Source organism: Sporosarcina sp. P18a (assembly GCF_002743135.1).
Lineage (GTDB): Bacteria > Bacillota > Bacilli > Bacillales_A > Planococcaceae > Sporosarcina.
The window spans coordinates 259,819-283,829 of record NZ_PDYQ01000003.1; the positions used below are offsets into that span (position 1 = coordinate 259,819).

Sequence of the window (24,011 nt, forward strand, 5' to 3'; positions counted from 1 at the left end):
GACCCTACGATCAGGAATACTGCTACCCCTACCCTGTAAAATTAGTATAGATTGGTTAGCGAAAGAGGTCAATTGACAAGTTCGATGTAGATAAATGGGCATTAAGGAAATCTTCCACCTTTCTCTTATACGCTTTCTGATCCATCACGAATGCTTCCCCGTGATTCGCATCATCTACTAAAAACAGTTCCGCTTCACTCTCCGTTACTTCGTACAGCTCCTTTGTCATATCTGTCGGTACAAATGTATCGGCGTTGCCGTGTATGTACAGGATTGGTATAGTTGCACGCTGTACAGCACTCAGCGCATCTGCTTCCTTCAATGAATATCCCGCTTTTGCGTTCGTCAATAAGTTCATATTATCAAGTAACGGAAATGCCGGCAAATGAAACATTCGATTTAATTGATAGGCAAAAAGCTGATAAACGGATTGATACGGACTATCTGCAATGACTGCCTTCACTTGATCGGGAAGCTTCTCACCACTTGCCATCAAAACTGTAGCGGCCCCCATTGACAACCCATGGTAGACCACTTCTGTAGCAGGATCCATATTTTCGCTAAGTAACTTCGTCCAATCAATCAAATCCAAACGATCCGGCCATCCAAAACCATAATAGTCTCCACCACTTTTTCCATGTCCTCTAGCGTTTGGCATGAAGAGATTATATCCCAGTTCTTCATAATAAAATTGACCGTACAAGCCCATCTGTTTTGCGTGTCCTAAATAACCATGTGTCAGAATCACTAATTTGTTAGTCGGCTGTTTGGCAGGCAAGTAATACCCCATTAACTTTATACCATCTCTTGACGTCATGTGCATTTCTTCAAACTCCTGTTTATCCACCCAATCTAGCCAGTCTCCATTTAAAAACACATCCATGGTTTCAGCTGATACTTTCAAGTCAGCATTGCCTGTCAGGAAGTCTTTGGGACCACGTTTGATGGCCAAGTTATAGAAGAAAAAGCTTCCTGCTATCTGAAAAATAATAAAGATAGCAACTAGTAAAACGACAACCTTTTTCCATCTTATTTTTTTCATTTCTATATCCTCGTTCTCTTTGTCTTAGTATTTACTTTTATTATACAGTGAAAACGAAGAATTCGTTAGGAGGATTTCATGAGAAAAACCCCAGTAGTTGGATAACGACTACTGGGACGGACTTCATTCACTATTTTTACTTCTTACTTCTTCTTATTGTCTTGCTCGGTAGCCTGATCTGCTCGTTTAAACTCCTTGTCGTACAATACTTCCTGTGTGGATGAAAGACCATTATTCTTATCAGTCAATGTTTTATGTGGCTGTTTGTTTTCACTCAAGTCTAAACACTCCTTTCCGTCTAGCTGTCAGTGTTCCACGCATAGATGAAATTAAACATGAACCATTCAGTTAACGTTCTTTGGTCTTTTTTCCAAAACCACGTATACTAACAGAAAAAGGGGTTGTTCACTATGAAGTTGCACATGACAGAACATGGTTTTGACACTGAAGTTGAGTTTGGTACCTTACACATTTCATCTAATGAAGAAAAAGGGTTTCGCCCCTTTCAATTGATGGTCGCGTCAATTGCTGCTTGCGGTGGTGGCGTCATGCGGAAGATTCTAGATAAAATGCGTATGCCTGCAGATGATATCACAGTGGAAGTGAAAGAAGTGATACGTTCACAGGATGATGCAAGTCGTCTGATGGAAATCCACCTCCACTTCACAGTCATTGGCTCAGATATTACAGTAGAAAAAATGCCTCGAGTCATGGAACTAACAGAGAAGAATTGTTCCATGTTACAATCCGTCATTGGTTGTATCCATGTTGTGAAAACCTATGAAATGAGTACAAAATAAGTTTCAATGACCGACAATGAGAGTTCTCCCATTTGTCGGTTTTTTACGTTTGCAGGTCCTTATTTTTCCATTAAAAATCCTGTATACTAAATAGAATACCTAAAGGAGGTCTACCTATATGAAGAATAAACTAGTCGGGTTGTTAGCAGTTTTATTGATTTTTGCAGCAGCGCCATTTCAAGCACAGGCAGCCACACAATTTTCTGACGTAGACAAGCATTGGGCGAAGAAAGAAATTATGTATTTAGCTGACCGTAATATTATCGGCGGTTTTCCAGACGGTACCTTTAAGCCAAACGATCCCATTACACGGGCGCAGGCATCTTCTATGCTCATTAAAGCATTGAAAATTCCGTTGGTAAAGGATCCCACAATACAGTTCAAGGACGTCTCGAAAAAGTCATCCTATTATCAAATACTCGCAACAGTGAACGAAAAAGGCATCATGCGTGGAGACAATGGTTTCATGCGTCCTGGTGAGGATACTTCACGTGCACATATGGCTGCGATCATTCGTCGTTCATTTAACATACCTGTCGACCATCAGGCAACGTTTGTTGATGTATCCCCGACACATTGGTCATTCCCCGATATTAATGGGATTGCGAAAAAGGGCATTACGGGTGGTTCTGAAGGTAAATATATGCCGGCAGACTCCGTTACACGTTCTCAGTTCGCTGCATTTTTAGTACGTGCACTGGACGACTCTATGAAGTTAAAAGAGTACCATTCCTATGTAGGCGTTAAAGGAAAGACAATTGAACAAAATGGTTTTACTTATACGATCGCAAAAGACAAAAACTCCACTAAGCTATTTAAAGAGAATAAAAAGGCTGGAACACGTTCAACACTTTTAGATAGCGCGACTATGCCGGATAACGGAATCAACCGAATACTGCTCATGTCCGGTTATCAAATGGTCCTATACAATGATGATCTCTTCATTCCGTATTGGAACTTGATCAATGCAGGAAATAAAATGCCTGTAGGATATAATCTGGTGAAATTGAATGTAAATGACTGGAGTTACACGATTGGTAGTATTCCAATCGATCAAAAGTTCCGTAATATGTTCATTTGGAACGATCGAATCTACTATACACTTGAAAAAAACAAGGAACGAGTTTTCGATTCTACATTCGATCCTACTACTCCAATAGATGATCCATTGACGCTGTATTCAGTAGCGATGGATGGCAAAAACAAAAAAACATTATTGAACTTTGACGCCCGTGTCATTTTCAATGAAGTAGAAGCTACTTCGAAAACCAATCAAGTAAGTCAAAACAATAAATCCGTAGCGTTCGACCTTTCTACGATGTATTACTTCAACAAAACAGGTGTGTATAAATATAATCTGTTAGATAAAAAGATCAGCAAAGTTTCTACTATTCTTGCGAGGGATATGGATGTTACCGCTACACAGTTAATCGTGACGGATCAAGCAGGTAAGAAACATACACTTAAGAAATAAGAAAAATGGCATGCCTCTAACCTAGTGGCATGCCATTTTTTCTATCGGTCTATAACAAGTTTAGCAACCATCCGAATTACTAATTGTCCAATGAAAAACGGTATAGCTGTTAGCAAAATGACAATATCTCGACCAAATGGCTTGAACCATCCACCATCATCTGAGATGAAATTCATAGCCAATACTAGAGACACTATGGCGGTAAGTATATTCATAAGTAAAATATAACGAACTTTTATAGCGCAAGATAAAATACCTGTTATCACAAGATATAAAACAGACACGACTAATAAATACTTTGCATCTTCTCGCTTCATATACTGGCCGAATTCATAGAAATGAAATAAGAACGGTGCTGGAATCAGAATCATGACAAGCCATGCCATGTTCAAATATCGTCTTACCATTGCTTCATCACTCCAATTTGCTAAGTATAAAACATGTACTGTTTATTCAACATGATTAGTAAACCTTCACATACCTGACATACCAGCAACGACTACAAAAGTAGTCCACAAAAAGCCCAGTCCAATAGCTAAAACTGCGACCGCCCTTAATGAAATAAGTAAAACGGTAAGCCAACTTTTTTCTGTAGGCCCTTCAACTTTTAACGATAGAAGAATAAATGCGGTTCCTACTATTCCGGTTACGAAAGTGAGTACAACACCTATCCAATACCAGATCAATCCGTTACCCCAGTACGCCATACTTTGAAATAAATCACTTAGGAAAAACACACCTGCTGCGCATACAAAAGCGAGCAGTATACATACTAGTTGTTTCTTTTCTCCTTGCATAACATGTATCCTCTTTTCATTCTACTAGATTACCGTGTATTCACGGCTTCTTCACCGGCACGTACCCTACTTTCTCCACCAACTCCTGTCCTTGTGGTGAAACCATCCATTCAATGAATTTCTCAGTATTCGGATTTTCTGTTCCTGCTGTGATGACATAAAACTCAGATGCAATTGGATAGTCATCAGTACGAATTGTTTCTTTCGTCGGCTTGACGCCGTCGATTGCGAGCAGTTTAATCTCATCATTTCCTACCATTTCCGTTGAGTAATAGCGGAATGTATAGCCAATGGCATTTTTATAATTTCGATACTTTGAGACTTCTGAAATTATACCACCCATTCCTTCGGGCACATTCTCTTTTGGAGCATCCATGATCGGAATATTCCCCATCAGTCGTTCCAAACCTGTCTGACTACCACTGTCCGCTGGTCGTTGGAATGCGCGAATCGACTCGTTTTTACCTCCTACCTCTTCCCAATTGGTGATCTTACCAGAATAGATATCTTGAATTTGTTTTAATTCTAGATTATCAATAGGGTTTTTTTGATTAACGAAAAAGACAAATGCTTCTCGACCAATAGGTGTTAATTTCAGCTCAAGACCTAGTTGCTCCGCTACTTTCATTTGGGCGTCTGAAGGTCCTGCTGCAAAAATTATATCTACCTCGCCAGAAAACAGATTTTCATAAGCGATAGGTGTTGTATTGACCATTACTTCACTATCATACGGATTGTATTCTTTACTCGGATAGACTGCTTGAACAAAAGCTGCATACAGTGGATATAGCGCGGTAGCGCCGTCAATTCTCGGTAAATCATCCTTCAGTTCGAGTGTAGCCGCCTCATCGAGTACGGCAAGCTTTGATTCCTGTCCAATCGTAAACGGTTCATAATCACGCACTTCCACTTCGGCATCCACTGTTGCAATACTTTCCTTGTATATATGCATTATCGGCCAAACTGCCGCCCCGAGTAGAACTACCCCTGCAATAATGCCGAACAATCGCTTTCGTTGCCGCGTGTTGAAGAAATGAAAGATCATCATGACGATCCACACATATAAAATGATCATTGCACTTAGCGCTAACGGTATATAGTGGATCCATCCCATTAGCAATAAATACAACAATCCAATTCCCGTGAAAAATAGTAACGCTATTAATAAAAGTACCGCAAATGCTATGGGTGCAACCATACGCGTTCCTCCCTTTTCATTTTCCGCTCAATTCCTCCAACCGGTGACGTGCCTCGTCTTCATCAAATGAACTGTACCAACGATAATGCTCCTCATCTAAAATACGGAAATGCTGACTAATTACATTTTGCTGTAAACGAAAAATTCCTTTTGCCTCCAATTCGCGCCACCATACTTTACCACCCATCGATTGATCCTTTCGGCGGTCAATACCGTCATGCGCAATAGTTTCCAGTACTTCTAACGGATCGCCGCCGACGGTAGCTTGCAATACGTCACTATCGCGAAATAAAGCACAGACAGCTATAACGGCTGTCCAACTGGCCATTGCTCTGGCTTTTTCAATTTGAATCAACGTCTTTTTTGAGAGTCCTAGTACATCCGCCATTTTTTGTTGGGAATACCCTTTCTCTAATCGAATTACCCGTAACTTTAATGAAATCAGTTCTATTAATTGTTGTTGATTCACTAGATCACCTCATAGTTACATTTCATATCCATTGGTGTAATATTACACCTATATCATTAAGTAATCAAGCTATTTTCAAAACTTTCTGTTAACCCTACAACTATCGATTCTTTCTCAAAATTATGATACGATTTATTGACTTTGTGATTTAGAAAAAGAAACGAGGATTCTTATGAAACAGCGTGAACAATGGACATCCAAGATTGGCTTTGTTTTAGCAGCTGCTGGCAGTGCCATCGGCCTAGGTGCAATCTGGAAGTTCCCTTATATGGCCGGAACGAACGGTGGCAGCGTGTTTGTGCTGTTATTTATTATTTGTACATTATTGATTGGTTTGCCAATTTTATTGGCTGAGTTTGTCATTGGCCGTAGAGGACAGGCAGATGCAGTGACTTCTTTGAAAAAATTATCATTGGGACGCAAGTGGGGATGGGTTGGATGGATGGGACTTGCCTCTTCTTTCATCATCTTATCTTTTTATAGTGTCGTCGGCGGATGGATTTTATCGTATTTGGCGCGTGCCTTTACGTTTACACTAGGTGGGCTGGATTATGGAGAGCTATTCAATACGACGATTGCGAATCCATGGGAAGTATTATTGGCACAAGCGTTATTTATGGCGTTAACGATCTTTATCGTTCAAAGTGGGATTCGCGGAGGGATTGAACGGGCCAGCCGCTGGATCATGCCTTTATTATTCTTGTCATTCATTGTATTAGCCATTCGTTCGCTGACACTAGACGGCGCGATGGAAGGTGTGCGTTTCCTATTCGTACCGGATTGGAGTTATTTTAACGGAACTACTTTTCTAGTTGCGTTAGGACAGGCATTCTTCTCACTAAGTGTCGGTGTGACCGCGATGATGACTTACGCATCCTACCTTTCGAAAGAAGAGAAGCTCGGACAGTCCGCGTTTAATGTCTCTATGCTGAACATAGGGATTTCGATCCTAGCGGGACTTGTCATTTTCCCGGCAGTTTTCGCGTTAGGACATTCACCGGAAGCGGGGCCAGGACTAATTTTCGTTATCCTGCCAGCTATTTTCAATGAAATTCCATTTGGCAGCGTATTTTTAATTATTTTCTTTTTCTTGATGCTGTTTGCTACATTGACTTCTGCTATAGCGATGCTCGAAATCGTAGTTTCTACAGGCATCCGTAAAAAGCATGATAGAAGAAAACGCGCTTCGTGGGTGTTTGGCGGGTTAATCTTCTTGGTCGGAATTCCTAGTGCATTATCATTTGGTTTATTATCTGGCATCAGTATTTTCGGCAACTCTATTTTCGATTTTGCGGATTTGCTGACGAGTAGAATTGCCATGCCACTCGGGGCATTGGCTGTGTCTTTATTTGCCGGCTTTGTACTGACGAAAGAAGATACAGCAGAGGAGTTAAGGATGCACCCAGCTCTTCACTCTTTGTGGAAAGTAATTGTACGCTATTTCGCACCTATTGCAATCATCGTCATTTTCTTTACTTGGATTTTAGGCATGTAAAAAGCACGCCGGGGATTTTCTCCGGCGTGCTGTTTATTTTTAATAGGGAAAGTGATCGGAATCTGTAAATGATACGTATTGATTTCTTACTTAGTAAGTTCAGGTTCCACTGCATAAAGTACATTACTATTTCTCAATGTATCATGAAGTTCTCCAAATCGAGAAAGAAATGCTAGTTGGCTCACCGCGGGCCCACAAGAAGAGCGTCCGCCTGGAACGTCGAGCAACTATGCCTTCCCGTTACCTTACTTTTCCACTAGATATGTTTCATAAGCGTTTTTACTACTTGCGTCAATCCCGCCAAATCGTCTTCTGTAAAGCGATCTAATTCAGGGCTATCGATGTCGAGCACACCAAATACTTCTCCATCTTTAATCAGCGGTACAACAACTTCGGAACGGGATGCTGCGTCGCATGCGATATGGCCTGGGAACGCATTAACGTCTGGCACAACTAAGCCTTCTTTCGTCTTCGCAACTGTTCCGCAAACACCTCTGCCGAGCGGAATACGGATACATGCCGGTAATCCCTGGAATGGTCCGAGCACGAGCTCATCGCCGTCCATCAAGTAAAAACCTACCCAATTGATGCGGTCGAAGAATTGATTGAGTAACGCGGATGCGTTGCTTAAGTTTGCGTAGACGTTCGGCTCTCCCGACATGAGTGCATCCAACTGTGTGATTAGTTGTGCGTACTTCTCTTGTAAGTCATTGGAATAATCAATGGGTGTATACATACTAATTCCCTACTTTCTGTGACAGTTCTTATGTTAATAATACACAGAATAATAGAATTGGAAAAGTAAACGAACTCCATTCGTTGTTTTAAATCAATCTAATTTCACCCTTAGTACCTCACCGGTCACGGCATCAATTTTGATTTCATACTTCTGTCCTTCTACTGTGCGAATATCCACTTCATATATCAACATGCCGTCATCAAGTTCCAGTTCTGATTTCACCACTTCACCCGGTACTCTTTGTCGTGCGATTTCATTTGCCTGCTCCATTGAAATCCTGCGATATTGCGGATGTTGCCAGTGATTCATCCAATACTCACTTTGCTGATTCAATATATGAACCCTCCCATTTCCTTCTACGCTGTTAATCTATGTGAAGGAAAGGAAAGATGCCACTCAGCCAAGCATGTCGTTTACGAAAGAAAAACGGATTATTTCCAAGGAAATAATCCGTTTTTGTCAGGCAGTTTGTGCTGGAACTTTCTTTTCTTTATAACGCATCCAAATAATGAGCGGAATAAGTAGTAACGAAATATACGTTCCAAGAAAACTTAACATGGAAAAACCGAAAAATGCCATGACAATTCCTGATGCAAGTCCACCTACTGTCCCCGCCAGTGCGACAAACACGTCGATGCTTCCTTGGATCTTCGCACGACTTAACACGTCAGTTGAATCGATAACAATAGCTGTTCCGCTGATTAATCCAAAGTTCCAGCCAACCCCCAGCAATATGAGCGATACGGACATCCAGAATATCGATTCGCCCGCTACATAGGCTGCAAGAATACCTGCTAGCGCAAGTGTCACCCCGGACGCAATTACCATAATCGGTCGTCCAATACGGTCTACTAATACACCAGTAAAAATAGATGGTAAATACATACCTGCGATATGTAAGCCGATGACTAAACCAATTCCCGATATGGAAGCGCCGTGATGCTGCATATGGACAGGGGTCATTGTCATAATAGCAACCATGACGCCATGCGATAGTACAAGGACAATGCTACCCACCCAAATTCCCATCCTCTTGACCGTATGTTGACGAGCAACACGTCCTTCATCAGACTCTCCACGTTCTTTTTGTTCCGCCAATTCAATCTCACGTGCAACGAGTAAAGGATCCGGTCGTAAAAACAGTAAGAATGTCAGCCCGGATAATACGTAGGCGACCCCTGCTAGTAGAAATACACCCGTTAACGAAGGTATACCGATGAAATCTGCTACATATCCCATTGGCAAGACGAGATTGGGTCCGGCTACCGCACCAATTGTGGTTGAAACAAGAGCGACACTAACCGCAGTAGCCCGTTGCTTTTCATTCGCTAGATCTGTTCCGGCATAGCGGGCTTGTAGATTGGAGGATGTACCTGCTCCATAGATAAACAGAAAGAGGAATAACACAGCAAGACTTCCGGTCATCACGGCAAAAATCACACCGAACGCACCTACACCACCGGTAATAAAGCCTGCGCCAAGGCCGAGGCGACGACCATAACGTTGGGACAACCTACCGACAAGATAGGCTGAGAATGCTGAACCAAAAGTAGACAGCGCAATGGGCATACCGGCTAAGCTTTCGTTCCCTGTCATATCTTGAATTAATAGCGCCCCTACTGTAATTCCAGCTGCAAGTCCGGCACCACTAAATATTTGGGAAATGATCACGACAAGTAAAGAGCGCTTATACAATTCCTTCTGCGCTTCTTTCGATTTTGTATAGAATGAATAATCTTGCCGTTTTGACATGAAATTCCCCACCTTTTCTATTACCGTACAATAGATCTATATGTTAATGAACTTTTACACTTTATTTATCTTATCACATATTAATAAATGGAAAGAGGGGCCTTTTCCATACGCAAAAACAAGCAATCCCGAATTTCCGTGACTGCTCGTTTCCTTAAAAGTATGGCGTTTTATACTATCAGTCAACTAGTGTTTTTTTACGCAAAAGAAAAGACTATCCAAAAGATAGTCTACCTTCACTTATTTCATTAGCTCTTTATATCTCTTTAAGCATTCCTCATACGCTTCTTGTATAGTTGCAGCCTGGATGATATCTTGGCCAATTGTAGCAAAGCGGGCTACAGAGTGTTCGTATTGTGGGTCGTAGTAGTGAGTCAACAACTGTTCTACGGCTTCTGTGAACCGCCCGTTCTCCAGGTCCTCCTGAATTTGTACTGCAATTGGTTGATGGATGCGTTTGCGAATTCTTGTAAAAGCTTCTAGAAACAGATCTGGTTGTTTTTCCGGTTCGTACACGGAAAGGATTTCTTTGACACGTACTTCGAACGGTAGTTGAATAATCCATTGAGGGCTTTGTCCTTTTTTCTCAAACAGTAGTTCCGGCATATGTACTTGTCCTATGCGTTTGCTTTCGCCTTCTATGAAAATATATGGCTCATTTTCATACCTCTCTAGTTTATTTGCAAGTAGCAATTCGAATTTCTTCTGGTTGTTCGGCTCGACACCGATTTGTCCAAATATCGAACCTCTATGTCCCGCCATACCTTCTAGATCAATGACCGGATAGCCGTCTTCCATCAGCTTATGAAGAATCTTCGTCTTGCCACTTCCAGTATACCCGTTTAGTACAAGCAATTTAGGTTTGATCGTTTCTTGCAGTCGTGCAATAACCCACTGGCGATATGTATGAATCCCGCCACTGATTCGGCTTGAGCGGATTCCCATCAATTCCAGCACGGTCATTGCCGTTTTGCTTCGCATGCCGCCACGCCAACAAAACACAGTGATTGGTGTGTCTATTTTCCTGAACTCCGCAATGAATTCGGGTAGCTTTTTAGAGAAAATAACCAGACCATGATCCATTGCTGCTTGTTTTCCTACTTGCTTATATAGCATACCCACTTCCGCACGTTCTTCATTCGTGAAAATCGGAATGTTCATACTGCCTGGAATAGTTGCTTCCTCAAACTCTTTCGGAGAGCGTACATCGACTAATGTATGTGAATGATTTTCCTGTAATTCGAGAGCTTCCGTCAATGTAATGTCTCGTACCATGTAATTTCCCATCTCCTTGATTTACTGTACGATAATTCGACCATTATGTTCATCAGTTACTTCTCCAATAATATGCGCATCGACACCCGCTTCACGCAGATGCTCTTGCAAACGATCCGCTTCATCTCCAGCAACTGCTACAAGCAAACCGCCAGAAGTTACTGCGTCACATAAAATCCATCTGCCAACTTGATCCAATGATTCCGGATATTCAACCATATCTTCTATATGTGCAAAGTTATTTTTCGTACCGCCTGGAACCGAACCCTCTTCTGCAAGTGTTCGTGTACGAGGTAAAACAGGAACTTTCTCGTTATCGATTCGCAAGCACACCCCACTACCTGTTGCCATTTCAGAGGCATGTCCAAGTAAACCGAAACCTGTTACGTCTGTTGAAGCATGAATGCTGTAATCATCCATCACTTCAGCCGCTATTTTATTGAGTGTGGTCATCACTTTTGTAACGTGAATTTCTTCTTCTTCGGATAATAATCCGTTTTTCAACGAAGTGGTCATGATACCTACGCCAATCGGTTTTGTCAGAATCAAACGATCGCCAGGTTTTGCTCCTGCATTCGTACGGATCTTATCAGGATGCACTGTTCCAGTTACTTGCATACCAAACTTAGGTTCCTGATCATCAATGGAGTGGCCACCGACAAGAACGGCACCAGCTTCTTTCAATTTGTCAGCAGCTCCCCGCAAGATCTCCGTCAAGATACTGCGGTCAAGTGTATGTATCGGGAATGCGACGATGTTCAATGCTGTAATGGGTTTACCGCCCATTGCATAGACATCGCTGATCGCATTCGCCGCCGCCACTTGTCCAAAGTCATATGGATCATTGACAATGGGCGTGAAGAAATCCAGTGTCTGCACGATGGCAGTGGTATCATTTATCTTATATACACCTGCGTCGTCGCCTGTATCCAATCCGACAAGCAAATTAGGATCAGTGAGACCGGGAGGCAATGTGCGAAGAACTTCAGCTAAATCAGCGGGTCCAATTTTACAACCACAGCCTCCTTTTGAAGATAATGAAGTGAGTTTTACAGAAGATTTTCGCATTACGGATATCAACCTTTCAATTTGTAGTCCCCTAATTTTACCATAGAGTTTGTATTCTAGATCTGTTGGACACTTAAAATTCTACTGAAGAATGAAAAAAAGACTACGCTTTAAGGCATAGTCTTACATGTTACAAAGCTATTATTTTACGTATAGTACATACCAATGGTCGTCTTTTTTCTCGATACATTCCCCAATCCAACCTTCTTTCAGCAATTTTTGTTGCTGTTCAGTATTCCCCATTAGAACGGATTTTTGCTGCGAAGTGGTTTCAGGAAAAGGCTTTTGCAAATCCATGAATAAAATATAACGGAGTTTATTGCCATATTTAACTTTGAGTCCTTTAATTCGTAAACCAAGTGAAAATTTATCTTTCAAGCTTGGAATATTAAATGGTGCAACTGTTGTACAAATATAGCGATAGCGGTCTCTCTCTACATGTTCCATCAGCCATTTACCTAATGTCGTTTGCAGTCCATGCCCTCTATAGTCTGGATCCACACCTGAAATCTCCGAGTATAGCACACTGGATAATTCGTTTTGTAATACCCCAACATCGATTCCCAAATGCTCATCGTCTTCACCAGGATCCAACATGGCACGGAACGCGACGAGACGATCGTCTACGAAAGCCCCCACCATCATGCCGTTGCCACGTAGAATATACTCAAACTCTTCATCCGTAAGCGGTTGAAGAAATTCAGGCTGCTCGAGAACCGCTATGATCCGCTCTTGTAACGCTAGAACTTTCGGTAGCTGGTCTTCTGTTAGCAATGAAAGGGATGCTTGCAATGTCATAATGTCACCTTTTCTCTACGCACTGTTAATTCTTCTAGCGTTTGCTCATCTACATCGATACCCAGTCCAGGTTTTTCATTGAGTTCAATAAACGGTACATCGTAATGCAAATTGCCGACGTCTTTACTGAATTTCAACGGCCCAGTCAGTTCTACACTCGTCATCGCTTTTTGTGAGAAAGCTACATGGAAGCCTGCTGCAGATCCAATAGACGACTCCACCATTGATCCAACCTGGCATTCGATGCCGGCCATCTCAGCCATATGTGCAAGCTTCATTGCAGGATACATACCACCACATTTCATAAGCTTGATATTCACTTTATCTGCTGCACGCTTTGCGATAATTTCACGCATTTCGCGCACTCCACGCAATCCCTCATCTGCCATTAGAGGTGTTGCGATTTTCGATTTGATTTCTACCATTGCATCGATGTCATCTGCTTTTACTGGTTGCTCGAGCCAATCCAGATCACAGCACTCCAATTGTTTCATCGCCTGTAATGTCGTCGCACTGTTGACCCAACCTTGGTTAACGTCCACTCGGATTGCGATTTCTTTACCAACGCATTCGCGCACAGCTTGAATTCGCTTGACGTCTTCCGCTGCGTTGGTACCGACTTTCATCTTTAATGAACTATAACCCGCTGCCACACGGTCAGCAGCCTCTTGTGCCATATGTTCGTGTGAAGCGATACTTAGTACATGTGTAATCGGAAATTTCTTATGATAACGTCCACCAAGTAAATCATAGGCAGGGATACCATATGCCTTCCCTACCGCGTCAAAGCAAGCTATGTCTAGCGCCGCTTTCGCTGTAGGTACACCATAAATCGCCTGATCCATCACTTCATGAATTTTCCCAAAGCGACTTGGGTTTTCACCAAGTAAAACAGGAGCGAGTGTATGGCGTAGTACAGCAAATGTACCTTCCCAACTTTCCCCTGTTACATGATCGTCCGCTACTGCTTCACCGTACCCAACATATCCAGTATCTGTCGTCATTTTTACAATAATAGATGGCATATCAGCATAAGATGCATAGCTAATTACAAAGGGTTCATAGAGCGGTAATCGAATCGCAAAAATTTCTATATCAGTTATTTTCATTATTTTTCTTCCTTTCCTATTGGCAGCTTTTCATCTGCGTTGTATAATTGTCGTTAAATAGTCGTTAATGAAAAGAGGGGGTCCCATTATGAAGGTTACCATTGCATTGATCGGCTCACAAGAATTTTGTCGGCAAGCAAAGAGTATTATGTTGCCCCATAATACGCGTATTGATTACTATCAATACGACAGGCCGTCCGAAGCTCCCTGTCTACTACAGACAATGAAGCCTTGTCACGCCATTTTGTTCTCTGGCTCCTTGCCTTATGAGGCGTCCAAACAAATTCTTCAGACCATCTCAATTCCAGCATTCTATATCCAACAAAATGAACATACAATCGCTGTTACTTTATTATACCTCGCTTCAGAAAAAAACATGGCGATTCATGATATTTCTATAGATATAAAAGAACGTACACATATCGAACAAATCCTACAAGATCTTGATCCTCTCTCTTCCATGCGTAAGCCTGCTATACATGAACTGCAATCCAACACGGATTTGCAAGCGGTTGTGAATTTTCATATTGAGCATGTTATAAGCGGAAGATCAAAAATGGCAGTAACTAGTGTGCATGCCGTATACGATCAATTACAAGCGGCTGGCATCCCATCATTCCGAATGCTGGATCCCGCGAGCAATACTTTACGTGCGATGGAACACGCTGTCCAACAAGTAGATTTGGCAAGAAGCGCAGCGACTAAAATAGCTGTAGGCGTACTACAAGTTCATCAACCTGAGAAACTTCCACAGGACACCATAGAAGCATTAGCGAATTACTTGCAGGCGCAATGGATAGAAAAAGAGGACAACTTCTTTTTCTACACTACTCTAGGCACCATCGAATTTGTTTTCGCTTTAAAAGCCTTCGTCCAGTTCTGTGAATCGCTTCACCCCGCATCCGCGTTGTCATTCGGATTGGGACAAACAATGGTAGAAGCGAGTGACAATGCGATAAGTGCACTGCAACTCGGCAAACAAGCAGGCAACGAAGGAGTTTATATGCTGGATGAACATAAGAAACTACACGGTCCATTGCCAGCTACAAAACCGTCAATTGCGATGAGATTAGACGACCCAGATTTACTTACGATCAGTAAAAAGACGACACTGAGCCCTGCAGTCATTTCCAAGCTAACACTGTTTGATGAATTTAGACAATCTACACCATTCACCGCTAATGATTTAGCTGGATATTTAGCTGTCTCTAGAAGAACCGCTGAACGAACAATTAAAAAACTAATGGATCAACAATTTGTCGTTTCAGTTGGTGAAGAAATGACCTACAGCCAAGGCAGACCACGCGCATTGTACAAAATGAAGCTTACCATCTAGTAAAAAAGCAAAGCCGTTAATAACTCGGCTTTGCTTTTTTATTATTCAAGTTGCGCTTCGAGTTCCAACTTCGCTTCTTGCTCGTTCATTTCCACAATTTCCTCAGATGTCATTTTGACAACAGTAAAACCGGTCAAAGCATAGAGAATCGAAATGAGAGGTACAGCGAAATTCAAGATAGCGTACGGGCCGTATTCTACTACACTTACACCAAGCGTACCGAATATAAACACACCACAAGTATTCCAAGGAATAAATACGGATGTCAGTGTTCCGCCATCTTCTAGTGCACGCGACAGGTTCTTCGAGTTCAAACCCATATCCTTATATGTTTTACTAAACATTCTAGAAGGTACAACAATCGAAACGTATTGTTCAGAACAAGTTGCATTGGTCATGACACACGCACCAATCGTTGAAATAATTAATGTAGATGTAGACTTCACGACTTTCAGCAATTGCTTCATAATGGCCCGCAACATACCTGAAAACTCAAGAATACCGCCGAAGGTCATAGCCACAATAGTCATAGAGACGGTATACATCATACTATCAAGGCCACCGCCATTAAATAGTTTATCTACTAGCTGATTGCCCGTCTCTATTGCAAAACCACTTTGCAGAGCACCGAGTGCATCTGTAAATGTCCCCGATTGAAGCGTTACATGTGATAAGAAACCTAATATAATCCCGATAATCAATGCCGGTACTGCAGGAATCTTCATGGCAACCATCACAATGACTGCCAAAGGAACTAGCAATAACCAGGGAGATATAACGAAGCTCTCTTGCATAACCTGGGATGTGTTGGCAATCGATGTTAATTCAGCATCACCTGACCCAAATCTTCTTCCGAGGAATGTGAATACCCCAAGAGCAATTATTAATCCAGGAATCGTCGTATACAACATATGCTTAATATGATCAAATAAATCCGTTCCAGTTAGTCCTGCGGCTAAATTGGTTGTATCGGATAACGGTGACATCTTGTCTCCAAAGTATGCACCAGAAATGACAGCCCCTGCTACCATTCCAGCTGGAATCCCCATACTGAGTCCAATACCCATCCCAGCTACACCTATCGTAGCCATTGTCGACCATGAGCTACCTATTGCCAATGAAACGATTGCACAAATCAGCGTAATGGCTACTAGGAACCAAGAGGGTGTAATGATTTTCAATCCGTAGAAGATCATCGTGGCAACTATCCCTCCGCCCATCCACGAGCCAATAACCAAACCGACAAGCATAATGATGACGACTGCTGGAAGGGCCAAACGAATTCCTTTGTACATCATTTCCTCAATTTCTTTCCACGAGAAACCATGACGCCAGGCTACGAGTGACGCAATGGCAGTCCCTACAATTAGCGGCATGTGCGGTCCCTCTTTGAGCTTAACTACAGTTATGATCATAACCAGTATCATTAAGACTAACGGTAGAATCGACCACCAGAACCCAATTTCTCTTTTTTTCCTCTGATCCACTACGCAACCCTCCATTCAAATTCAGCCAAATAGGATATGTCGTTATATAGTCGGTTAGTCTATTTTATACGTTTTCTAAATTATTTGTCAATATAAACATGTAAGCGTTTACTATATTTTTTTCTATTGACTAGTCTGTCCCTATGAGAGAGCCGTTTTGTTAATATGTACATTTACCGGCTACAACAAATTAACATCTTTCCAAAGTAGTGGAAACAATGGCCAAAGTAGTTTATAAACCTAGACAACGGGAATAATACAAAGTACTTTCATGAATGGGAGGCACACTGCCAGTGACAACTAATAACCAAAGAATAGATACGATAAAGTGCGTAACGGAATACGATACACTACGCCGAGTCATATTATGCCAGCCGGAATTTATGGCGATTGATGAAGTCATTAACGAAGTACAAAAAAAGTATGAAGATGAAAACATTGATATACAACGTGCAATGAGTCAGCACGCAGAATTTGAAAAACTCTTGAAGGAAAACGGAGTGGAAGTCATCACGCTTCCTCCTTCTGAAAAATACCCCGAGCAAGTTTTCACACGAGATATTGGCTTCACAATCGGCAATGACGTATTCATAGCCGACTTGGCTGCAAATATTCGAAAAGGTGAAGAAATCACACTAAAAGAATGGCTGATTGCACATGACATCCCCTATCAGTCCGCCACCGATCGAATGGAAGGCGGCGACATTATCGTTGACCGGGATACCATCTACATCGGCATCAGTAGTCGTACGTCCAGGAAAGCTGTAAATAAACTGGAGGAAAAGCTTCCTGATTATCAACTCAAGCGGATTCCATTTGACGGGCAGTACTTACATCTCGACTGCGTTTTTAATATTCTTTCACCCGAAAAAGCGCTCGTCTTTCCAGCGGCATTTGATCAGGAAACACTGCATCAACTGGCCGATTCGTATGAACTGATTGAAGTGGCCGAAGATGAACAGTTTTCGCTTGGTACCAATGTTCTCTCAATTGGTAACAACAAAGTATTCAGCCTTCCACAAAATGAACAAGTGAATATAAACTTACGCGCACATGGATTTGAGGTCATTGAAGTCGACTTCTCGGAAATTATCAAATCCGGCGGCTCTTTTAGATGTTGCTCAATGCCCGTAGAACGCGGATAATACAAAAGACCGAAGCATAAACGCACAATGCAGCGTTTATACTTCAGTCTTTTTCTATTCAAGAAATTCTATATAGGTTCCACGTTCACTTTCAATCTCAGGAAGATTCAACTCAATCGATTCGGGTATGACCAAGTGAATCATCATGGCTGCCGACACTGAGCCAGAGGAATAGCCATGCGTTTTTTCATCGGTGAACTGATTCAATATATTTGAATCATGATAAAATGTATACTGAATATTATTCCGAGGCTGTTTAGGAACAGTCATCCAATTGTTTTCCCAAATTGGTAATGCAATCTCGAGCTGATCTGTAAAGTCATAATACACATCATCCCCATCACCATCACCGATATTTGCCAATAACTCAGGGGTGTAGACGGTTTCCCCGACCATATTACTGTTATCGGATGTACGTTCAATCAACATATAAGCACCAGTGAAAGGGGATATCGATAGTTCATCTTTCACCTCATGTGACCGCTTCGCTAGAACGAGATGTTCAGGAATCGTGGCCCTTTCTACAATCGCAGATTGCAAATCAAATTCAATATCTTTATCCGTTACTTTTGGTGGAATATGAAGTTCTACCTTACGCTCCATGAATTCCGCCACGACAACGCCGAGTAACAATAACACAAGATAACCTACAATAATATTGCGATGAAATGATTTCTTCAATCGTGTACGTTTCATGTTTTTCGTAAATATCACAATAGGAACCAGGCCAAGAAATAGGACTATCGGTATCAACACCATAAAAAACATCATGGATTTCTCACCTCCAAACGATTTGTCACAAAGAGGCTGATACCAAACAGTACAGCAACCGATACTACTACTTTCAAAACAAATACCAGAATAGATGTCTCTCCGTAGTAAAAGTACAATACGCTATCACCTTCGCCAACTGACAAGCTAATACCGAACGTGAAATACACAAACCAGATCAATCCAAACAAGGCAATGAACAACTTGCTAAACTGTATTAAAGTTCCAAGTAAATACCCAATCATTATAAGTAGCAATGTGTACGCGGTCATTACGAGAATCCGGGAGAAGAAATCAAGCGGCGACGACAGAAGGCCTGTCGTTTCTATAATGACATTATCGCCAAACAGCGCAACAATCTTCATGACCGACCCGATCAACACGGTCGTTACACCCCCAAGTAATGACGCTGTGCAAATGAAATAAAAGTTTGCCAGCTGAAAGGTCAGACGATTCGTCACGAATGAAAAGGATTCATTACGCTGTGCAGCCGATGTCAGCAAGAATCCAACAATGAGTGCCCAGAATAATGTCAAGCCTACCTGACTATCATTTGATATGGACGTGTAGTTAACAGAAATCATCTCTTCCCATTCGTTCATGGATGAGGACCCCGCTCCACTTATAAATATAGTCCCAATAATCTGTAGCACTATCAGCGTAGTAAATACCGCGCCATTGGTACTCAATTTAAATAAATACTGACGCTTCGCCAGTTCATTGACGCTCCATTGCGTTGAAAACATCGTCTACACCTCCCGTCGCCTGGCCCGTCATCGCCAAGTACGCTTGGCTTGCAGAAACCGCCGATACGCGGATGCCCGCCTGCTTCAACTCTTCCACTTCCGCTTCGGTATGCTGATTGTCAACAATCCATTCCGTCATTGGCCCCGCGTTTGCTCGATGAACAACCGCATAGCGATTCGCATAGGATTTCAGCACACTCTCTCGCGCTTGAAGTGACAGGAATTTTTCCTGCAGTTCAGTTATCGAACCATGAAACGAGATGCTCTTGCCGTCAATCACCAAAATATCCTCCAGCAAATCCTCCATTTCTTCCATATGATGACTCGACAACAAAATAGTGCGGGGATAAGACATATAATCTTTCAGCAGCGCCCTGTAAAAATCCCTACGCGCCCCAGCATCCATTCCTGTAATGGGCTCATCAAACATCGTGAGTGGACAACGTGTGGCAATACCAATAATTGCATTGAATGTACTACGCTTCCCTTTTGACAGTACGCGATGATTCAGCGACAGCGGTAATTTAAAGTATTCAAGCAGACGCATAGCTAAATCTTGGTTCCAATTTTCATAGAAGCGATCACATTCTGTTAGCAAATCATCCAATGTTAGTGCATCCGGGAAGCCCATCATATCGTCAATGAACATCATGTTGGCGGAAACCTTGAGACTATTGAAGGGATGCTCACCAAACACACGAAGTTCTCCATCCGACTCTTTTATGAATCCCGCAATCATCTTCATTAACGTCGTCTTTCCCACACCATTACGTCCTACCAATCCCGTAATGACATTCTTACGGATTTCTAAATTCAACTGGTCCAGTACTGTAATAGATCGATAACTTTTTGACACGTTTTTCAACGTAATTGCTGACATTATGACCTCTCCTTTCGCCCCGCCTGAATTAATTTAATTAGCTGATCTTCTTCCAGCCCAAGTAATGCCGCTTCATTAAGTAGCTCCTGCACCAGACGACTTAACCTACCGCCTTTACGCTTCGTCAGCAGTTTCTCACGTGCGTCAGCTGATACAAATGTGCCAAGCCCTCGTTTTTTATAAATAAGTTCCGCATCTAGCAAAATCGTCAGTCCCTTCCCGGCAGTCGCAGGATTGATATTGAAAAGATCTGCCAATTGATACTGCGAGTACACTTTATCGTCCGCTTGTAACGTACCATCAATAATTTCTGTCTCTAACCATTCTGCAATTTGTATATAAATTGGCTTTTCTCCATCCATCTCAAGCAAGAATTTCACCACCTCAAGGTCACCTAGTACATTACTGTTGTAATGTACTATACGCATTTTCTTAACATAATGCAAATAACTAATCATATAAAAATTATGGTGAATCGATGAATAAATTCGTCACTAATTACTCACCCTAGGTAACTACACTGTATGTAAGGAGCCGATAAAATGAATACAGTTAAGGATTTTCCTATTCAGCAAAACAGATTAATAAATGCAGGCTTTCTATTGGCTTGCTTATGTTTATTAGATGCCATTTTCACGGATTATGGTTTGCGGTTTGGTCTTATAGAAGAAGCCAATTTGCTAGTATCATTTTTATATGAACAAAGTATTCCTTTGTTCTACGTGGTAAAACTAGGGTTACCTTTACTGCTTTTATATATCGTAACGGTTAGTTCGTCAGGAATCGTCGTCCGTATTTCTTTGACCACTGCATTATTTATTTATATTGCAGTATTATTCATGCATATCTTTTGGTTGATCATGGTCGCAATCTGACATGCGCTATAATAATCCCTTCTATAAATCGCGTTTATTGTATACTACATGTATGAACACGCGGAAAGTAGGGATTTTTATTGAACAGTGAACCTTCATTGCGGACGCTATCTATTGGGATGCCGCGAATCGTACAATCTACTACTGGTGGAGAATTTTCCAGTGCAATTTGTAAACAGTCTGTCGAAGAAGCATTTCTTTCTGTGGATGGTTTTCAAGGAGACGGGATTGCGGATACGAAACATCATGGCGGTCCTGATCGAGCGGTCTGTGTCTATCCGAGTGAGCACTATACTTTCTGGGAAAAGAAATTTTCCTGCACGTTGCCCTCTTCTACTTTCGGAGAAAATCTGACAGTGGATGGAATGCTTGAGAAAGATATATGTATTGGAGATGTGTTTACAGTGGGAGACGCAGTTATTCAAGTAACACAAGGTCGAGTCCCTTGCAGCACAATTAGTAAGCGAACTGGCTTACCCGATTTGATGAGAGGAATGGTCAACACTGGATTCACAGGCTATTTATGCCGTGTGGTGGAAGAAGGAATTGTTCGTTCAGATTCAACAATTACTTCGCTTCAACAAGATCCAAACCAAGTTTCCATTCTTTATGCAAATGAAGTGTATTTTCAGCGTCCTAAAGACGTAGAAGGATTGAGACGAATTCTGGAAGTCGATGCACTGGCTGAAGAGTGGCGGGGCATGCTGATGAAACGGCTGGAGAAACTCGTGAATATCTAAATAAAAGAACTGACGCTACGATAATAAAAAATCGTTGGTCAGTTCTTTTTTATACGAGCTGTTTCACTAATTCACGATTTCGTTCCTTGAAGAGTTCATTATGAGAAGATACCATACCATTTTCATTTGCTTCGGGGTCGATATAGATTTTGGCGCAGTTCACGGCATTCGCTGCATCTTGAAATGCCCCTGCTATTAAATGCAGCTTGCCTTTGTGGCTCAGTACATCCCCTGCCGCATACATCCCTTCTATAGACGTAGCACTTGTGCACGTTCCGGCAATCTGTTTATGTTCCGTTAGTTCAACACCCAATTGCTGATCACCAATTAACGACGTATCACGCTCGTAACCGTGATTAATGATTACTTCATCTACAGCTATCGTGGTAACTGTTTCTTCTTCATTGTGTCGTAGCTCCACTCTCTCAATTGAGCTATGATCTTCAGATGCAATGAATCGAGATATATTTGTATTAAAGTGACAAACCACACCACTCTCTAAGAGTTGTCGCACTTGCGCTTCATGGCCGTTTAAATTCTCTTTACGATAAGTTAGGTACACTTTTTTTGCAATGGGTTGCAGTTCATTGGCCCAGTCAATTGCCGCGTTGCCACCGCCTGAAATCAAGACGGTCTTTCCCTTGAAACGTCCCAAAGATTTTACCGTATAGTTCAAATTCGACACTTCAAAGCGTTCTGCGCCTTCCACTTCAATCTTCTGTGGATTCAAAATACCTGTACCTGTTGCGAGTATTACGGTTTTGCTGTAATGAACAGTACCCGATGAGCCATGTAATGCAAAATGCTTGTTTTCTATCTTTTCGATCTTCACAATTTTCTCGTTGAGCACGACTTCCGGATCAAAGGTTAACCCTTGTGCCACAAGCCGTTCAATTACCTGTGCCCCTGGTGCCGGTGTCATACCGCCAATATCCCAAATCATTTTTTCAGGGTAGACATGGATCTTTCCTCCAAGCTGCTGCTGGTATTCAATGATTTTCGTCTTCATTTCACGCAATCCACTATAAAAAGCAGCATATAATCCCGCAGGTCCACCACCGATAATCGTTACGTCCAGTAGCTGATCTCTTTTCATTCCATCTACTCCCTTACAAATAATTATTGACATCGCTTGCATTTCAATTTATAGTTTTTATTGTACCGATATTGATAATCATTATCAATGATTACTTAGTAGGAAAGGTTTGATTTCACAAAATGGTTCGCTTGTATACAGAAAATCTACAAGTTTCATATGATGATCACTTGATCGTAAATGGGTTATCGGTTCAAATACCTGACAAGAAAGTGACTGCTATTATCGGAGCAAACGGATGTGGCAAATCCACATTTCTAAAAGCCGTCACGCGCTTAATTCCGCATCAATCAGGAGAAGTGATAGTAGATGGCAGAAATATTATTAAACAAAGGACGAAGCAGCTCGCGCAAACGATGGCTATTCTTCCACAGACACAAGAAGCTGCCAGTGGTTTAACAGTTGGCGAATTGGTATCCTACGGTAGATTTCCTTACCAGAATGCAATGGGACGTTTGACAGCGCGTGATATGGATGTTATCAACTGGGCGCTCGATGTCACCAATACGACTGCTTTCAAATATCGGCAAGTCGATGCATTATCTGGTGGTCAACGCCAGCGTGTTTGGATCGCGATGGCCCTTGCCCAGGAAACAGATATTATCTTCTTAGATGAGCCGACTACCTATTTGGACATGGCACATCAACTAGAGGTGCTAGAACTATTGCAAAAGCTCAATGAAGAGCAACAACGCACCATTGTCATGGTACTTCATGATTTGAATCAAGCAGCACGTTTTGCCGATTTCATCATTGCGATGAAAGATGGGGAAATTGTACGCGCGGGTATGTGCGGGGAAGTAATACGGCCGGATATACTGCGAGAAGTTTTTCGAATTGACGCGGAAATTGGAATGGATCCAAGAACGGGCAAACCGTTATGTATTACATATGATCTACTAAAAGGAGACGAATAACT

The 24,011-nt window shown here is 41.9% G+C and carries 27 protein-coding genes; 8 read left to right on the forward strand and 19 right to left on the reverse strand.

Annotated elements, in window-relative coordinates; translation table 11 throughout:
- Positions 1 to 55 precede the first annotated feature (55 nt).
- Both CSV75_RS10940 and CSV75_RS10945 read right to left on the reverse strand, forming a co-directional pair.
- Positions 56 to 1,042, reverse strand: coding sequence for an alpha/beta hydrolase (locus CSV75_RS10940; protein WP_199171347.1), 987 nt, complete (start codon positions 1,040 to 1,042; stop codon positions 56 to 58).
- 143 nt (positions 1,043 to 1,185) lie between these two features.
- Positions 1,186 to 1,320, reverse strand: a complete 135-nt coding sequence (locus tag CSV75_RS10945; protein ID WP_099635831.1) for a YfhE family protein — start codon at positions 1,318 to 1,320, stop codon at positions 1,186 to 1,188.
- 132 nt (positions 1,321 to 1,452) lie between these two features.
- Here CSV75_RS10945 and CSV75_RS10950 point away from each other — a divergent pair, with 132 nt between their 5' ends.
- Complete coding sequence (locus tag CSV75_RS10950; RefSeq protein ID WP_099675843.1) at positions 1,453 to 1,842, forward strand: OsmC family protein; 390 nt, start codon at positions 1,453 to 1,455, stop codon at positions 1,840 to 1,842.
- Between the two features lie 118 nt (positions 1,843 to 1,960).
- Positions 1,961 to 3,316 (forward strand): S-layer homology domain-containing protein, encoded by a 1,356-nt coding sequence (locus tag CSV75_RS10955; RefSeq protein ID WP_099675844.1) that lies wholly within the window; start codon positions 1,961 to 1,963, stop codon positions 3,314 to 3,316.
- Between the two features lie 41 nt (positions 3,317 to 3,357).
- Here the strand turns inward: CSV75_RS10955 and CSV75_RS10960 are convergent, their stop codons facing one another.
- The 4 genes from CSV75_RS10960 to CSV75_RS10975 form a co-directional block, all read right to left on the reverse strand.
- Positions 3,358 to 3,723 carry a hypothetical protein gene (locus CSV75_RS10960; protein ID WP_099673077.1) on the reverse strand — a complete coding sequence of 122 codons (366 nt, stop codon included), beginning with the start codon at positions 3,721 to 3,723 and terminating at the stop codon, positions 3,358 to 3,360.
- 66 nt (positions 3,724 to 3,789) lie between these two features.
- The gene (locus tag CSV75_RS10965; RefSeq protein ID WP_099675845.1) at positions 3,790 to 4,113 is read right to left on the reverse strand and encodes a hypothetical protein; all 324 of its coding nucleotides are present in this window, start codon (positions 4,111 to 4,113) and stop codon (positions 3,790 to 3,792) included.
- A 40-nt stretch (positions 4,114 to 4,153) separates the two neighbouring features.
- The gene (locus CSV75_RS10970) at positions 4,154 to 5,311 is read right to left on the reverse strand and encodes a PstS family phosphate ABC transporter substrate-binding protein (protein WP_099675846.1); all 1,158 of its coding nucleotides are present in this window, start codon (positions 5,309 to 5,311) and stop codon (positions 4,154 to 4,156) included.
- 16 nt (positions 5,312 to 5,327) lie between these two features.
- Entirely contained in the window at positions 5,328 to 5,780 is a 453-nt protein-coding gene (locus CSV75_RS10975; protein ID WP_099630422.1) for a helix-turn-helix transcriptional regulator, read from the reverse strand.
- Positions 5,781 to 5,952: 172 nt separating this feature from the next.
- On the opposite strand from CSV75_RS10975, the gene CSV75_RS10980 reads away from it, so the two are divergent.
- Entirely contained in the window at positions 5,953 to 7,275 is a 1,323-nt protein-coding gene (locus CSV75_RS10980; RefSeq protein WP_099675847.1) for a sodium-dependent transporter, read from the forward strand.
- A gap of 256 nt (positions 7,276 to 7,531) precedes the next feature.
- On the opposite strand, the gene CSV75_RS10985 is transcribed toward CSV75_RS10980, so the two are convergent.
- The 7 genes from CSV75_RS10985 to CSV75_RS11015 form a co-directional block, all read right to left on the reverse strand.
- Complete coding sequence (locus tag CSV75_RS10985; protein ID WP_099675848.1) at positions 7,532 to 8,011, reverse strand: GAF domain-containing protein; 480 nt, start codon at positions 8,009 to 8,011, stop codon at positions 7,532 to 7,534.
- 93 nt (positions 8,012 to 8,104) lie between these two features.
- Positions 8,105 to 8,347 carry a PepSY domain-containing protein gene (locus CSV75_RS10990; protein ID WP_199171348.1) on the reverse strand — a complete coding sequence of 81 codons (243 nt, stop codon included), beginning with the start codon at positions 8,345 to 8,347 and terminating at the stop codon, positions 8,105 to 8,107.
- A gap of 126 nt (positions 8,348 to 8,473) precedes the next feature.
- On the reverse strand, positions 8,474 to 9,766 hold the full coding sequence (locus CSV75_RS10995; RefSeq protein WP_099675849.1) for an MFS transporter: 1,293 nt from the start codon (positions 9,764 to 9,766) through the stop codon (positions 8,474 to 8,476).
- A 240-nt stretch (positions 9,767 to 10,006) separates the two neighbouring features.
- On the reverse strand, positions 10,007 to 11,041 hold the full coding sequence (mnmH, locus tag CSV75_RS11000; protein ID WP_099675850.1) for a tRNA 2-selenouridine(34) synthase MnmH: 1,035 nt from the start codon (positions 11,039 to 11,041) through the stop codon (positions 10,007 to 10,009).
- A 21-nt stretch (positions 11,042 to 11,062) separates the two neighbouring features.
- Positions 11,063 to 12,109: a selenide, water dikinase SelD gene (gene selD, locus CSV75_RS11005; protein ID WP_099675851.1), complete on the reverse strand. Its 1,047-nt coding sequence runs from the start codon at positions 12,107 to 12,109 to the stop codon at positions 11,063 to 11,065.
- A 141-nt stretch (positions 12,110 to 12,250) separates the two neighbouring features.
- Positions 12,251 to 12,907: a GNAT family N-acetyltransferase gene (locus CSV75_RS11010; protein WP_099675852.1), complete on the reverse strand. Its 657-nt coding sequence runs from the start codon at positions 12,905 to 12,907 to the stop codon at positions 12,251 to 12,253.
- Entirely contained in the window at positions 12,904 to 14,016 is a 1,113-nt protein-coding gene (locus CSV75_RS11015) for a mandelate racemase/muconate lactonizing enzyme family protein (protein ID WP_099675853.1), read from the reverse strand. Before CSV75_RS11015 ends, CSV75_RS11010 begins: the two co-directional genes overlap by 4 nt.
- An 88-nt stretch (positions 14,017 to 14,104) precedes the next feature.
- On the opposite strand from CSV75_RS11015, the gene CSV75_RS11020 reads away from it, so the two are divergent.
- On the forward strand, positions 14,105 to 15,352 hold the full coding sequence (locus CSV75_RS11020) for an HTH domain-containing protein (RefSeq protein ID WP_099675854.1): 1,248 nt from the start codon (positions 14,105 to 14,107) through the stop codon (positions 15,350 to 15,352).
- 41 nt (positions 15,353 to 15,393) lie between these two features.
- Here the strand turns inward: CSV75_RS11020 and nhaC are convergent, their stop codons facing one another.
- The gene (gene nhaC / locus CSV75_RS11025; protein WP_099675855.1) at positions 15,394 to 16,854 is read right to left on the reverse strand and encodes a Na+/H+ antiporter NhaC; all 1,461 of its coding nucleotides are present in this window, start codon (positions 16,852 to 16,854) and stop codon (positions 15,394 to 15,396) included.
- Positions 16,855 to 17,132: 278 nt separating this feature from the next.
- Between nhaC and CSV75_RS11030 the strand changes: the two genes are divergently transcribed.
- Complete coding sequence (locus tag CSV75_RS11030) at positions 17,133 to 17,984, forward strand: dimethylarginine dimethylaminohydrolase family protein (protein ID WP_369825370.1); 852 nt, start codon at positions 17,133 to 17,135, stop codon at positions 17,982 to 17,984.
- 54 nt (positions 17,985 to 18,038) lie between these two features.
- On the opposite strand, the gene CSV75_RS11035 is transcribed toward CSV75_RS11030, so the two are convergent.
- Genes CSV75_RS11035 through CSV75_RS11050 form a run of 4 tightly spaced genes read right to left on the reverse strand, consistent with a single transcriptional unit; the run spans position 18,039 to position 20,743 of the window.
- On the reverse strand, positions 18,039 to 18,755 hold the full coding sequence (locus CSV75_RS11035; protein WP_099675857.1) for a hypothetical protein: 717 nt from the start codon (positions 18,753 to 18,755) through the stop codon (positions 18,039 to 18,041).
- The gene (locus CSV75_RS11040) at positions 18,752 to 19,501 is read right to left on the reverse strand and encodes a hypothetical protein (protein ID WP_099675858.1); all 750 of its coding nucleotides are present in this window, start codon (positions 19,499 to 19,501) and stop codon (positions 18,752 to 18,754) included. The genes CSV75_RS11035 and CSV75_RS11040 overlap by 4 nt, the downstream gene beginning before the upstream one ends.
- Positions 19,473 to 20,381, reverse strand: coding sequence for an ATP-binding cassette domain-containing protein (locus tag CSV75_RS11045; RefSeq protein ID WP_233191649.1), 909 nt, complete (start codon positions 20,379 to 20,381; stop codon positions 19,473 to 19,475). The genes CSV75_RS11040 and CSV75_RS11045 overlap by 29 nt, the downstream gene beginning before the upstream one ends.
- On the reverse strand, positions 20,381 to 20,743 hold the full coding sequence (locus CSV75_RS11050) for a GntR family transcriptional regulator (RefSeq protein WP_233191661.1): 363 nt from the start codon (positions 20,741 to 20,743) through the stop codon (positions 20,381 to 20,383). The genes CSV75_RS11045 and CSV75_RS11050 overlap by 1 nt, the downstream gene beginning before the upstream one ends.
- 180 nt (positions 20,744 to 20,923) lie before the next feature.
- On the opposite strand from CSV75_RS11050, the gene CSV75_RS11055 reads away from it, so the two are divergent.
- Together CSV75_RS11055 and CSV75_RS11060 are read left to right on the forward strand one after the other, a co-directional pair.
- Positions 20,924 to 21,256: a DUF5658 family protein gene (locus tag CSV75_RS11055; protein ID WP_099630408.1), complete on the forward strand. Its 333-nt coding sequence runs from the start codon at positions 20,924 to 20,926 to the stop codon at positions 21,254 to 21,256.
- Positions 21,257 to 21,375: 119 nt separating this feature from the next.
- Entirely contained in the window at positions 21,376 to 21,996 is a 621-nt protein-coding gene (locus tag CSV75_RS11060) for an MOSC domain-containing protein (protein WP_099675948.1), read from the forward strand.
- 49 nt (positions 21,997 to 22,045) lie between these two features.
- On the opposite strand, the gene CSV75_RS11065 is transcribed toward CSV75_RS11060, so the two are convergent.
- On the reverse strand, positions 22,046 to 23,092 hold the full coding sequence (locus CSV75_RS11065; protein WP_099675860.1) for an NAD(P)/FAD-dependent oxidoreductase: 1,047 nt from the start codon (positions 23,090 to 23,092) through the stop codon (positions 22,046 to 22,048).
- A 122-nt stretch (positions 23,093 to 23,214) separates the two neighbouring features.
- On the opposite strand from CSV75_RS11065, the gene CSV75_RS11070 reads away from it, so the two are divergent.
- Complete coding sequence (locus CSV75_RS11070) at positions 23,215 to 24,009, forward strand: ABC transporter ATP-binding protein (RefSeq protein WP_099675861.1); 795 nt, start codon at positions 23,215 to 23,217, stop codon at positions 24,007 to 24,009.
- Positions 24,010 to 24,011 lie beyond the last annotated feature (2 nt).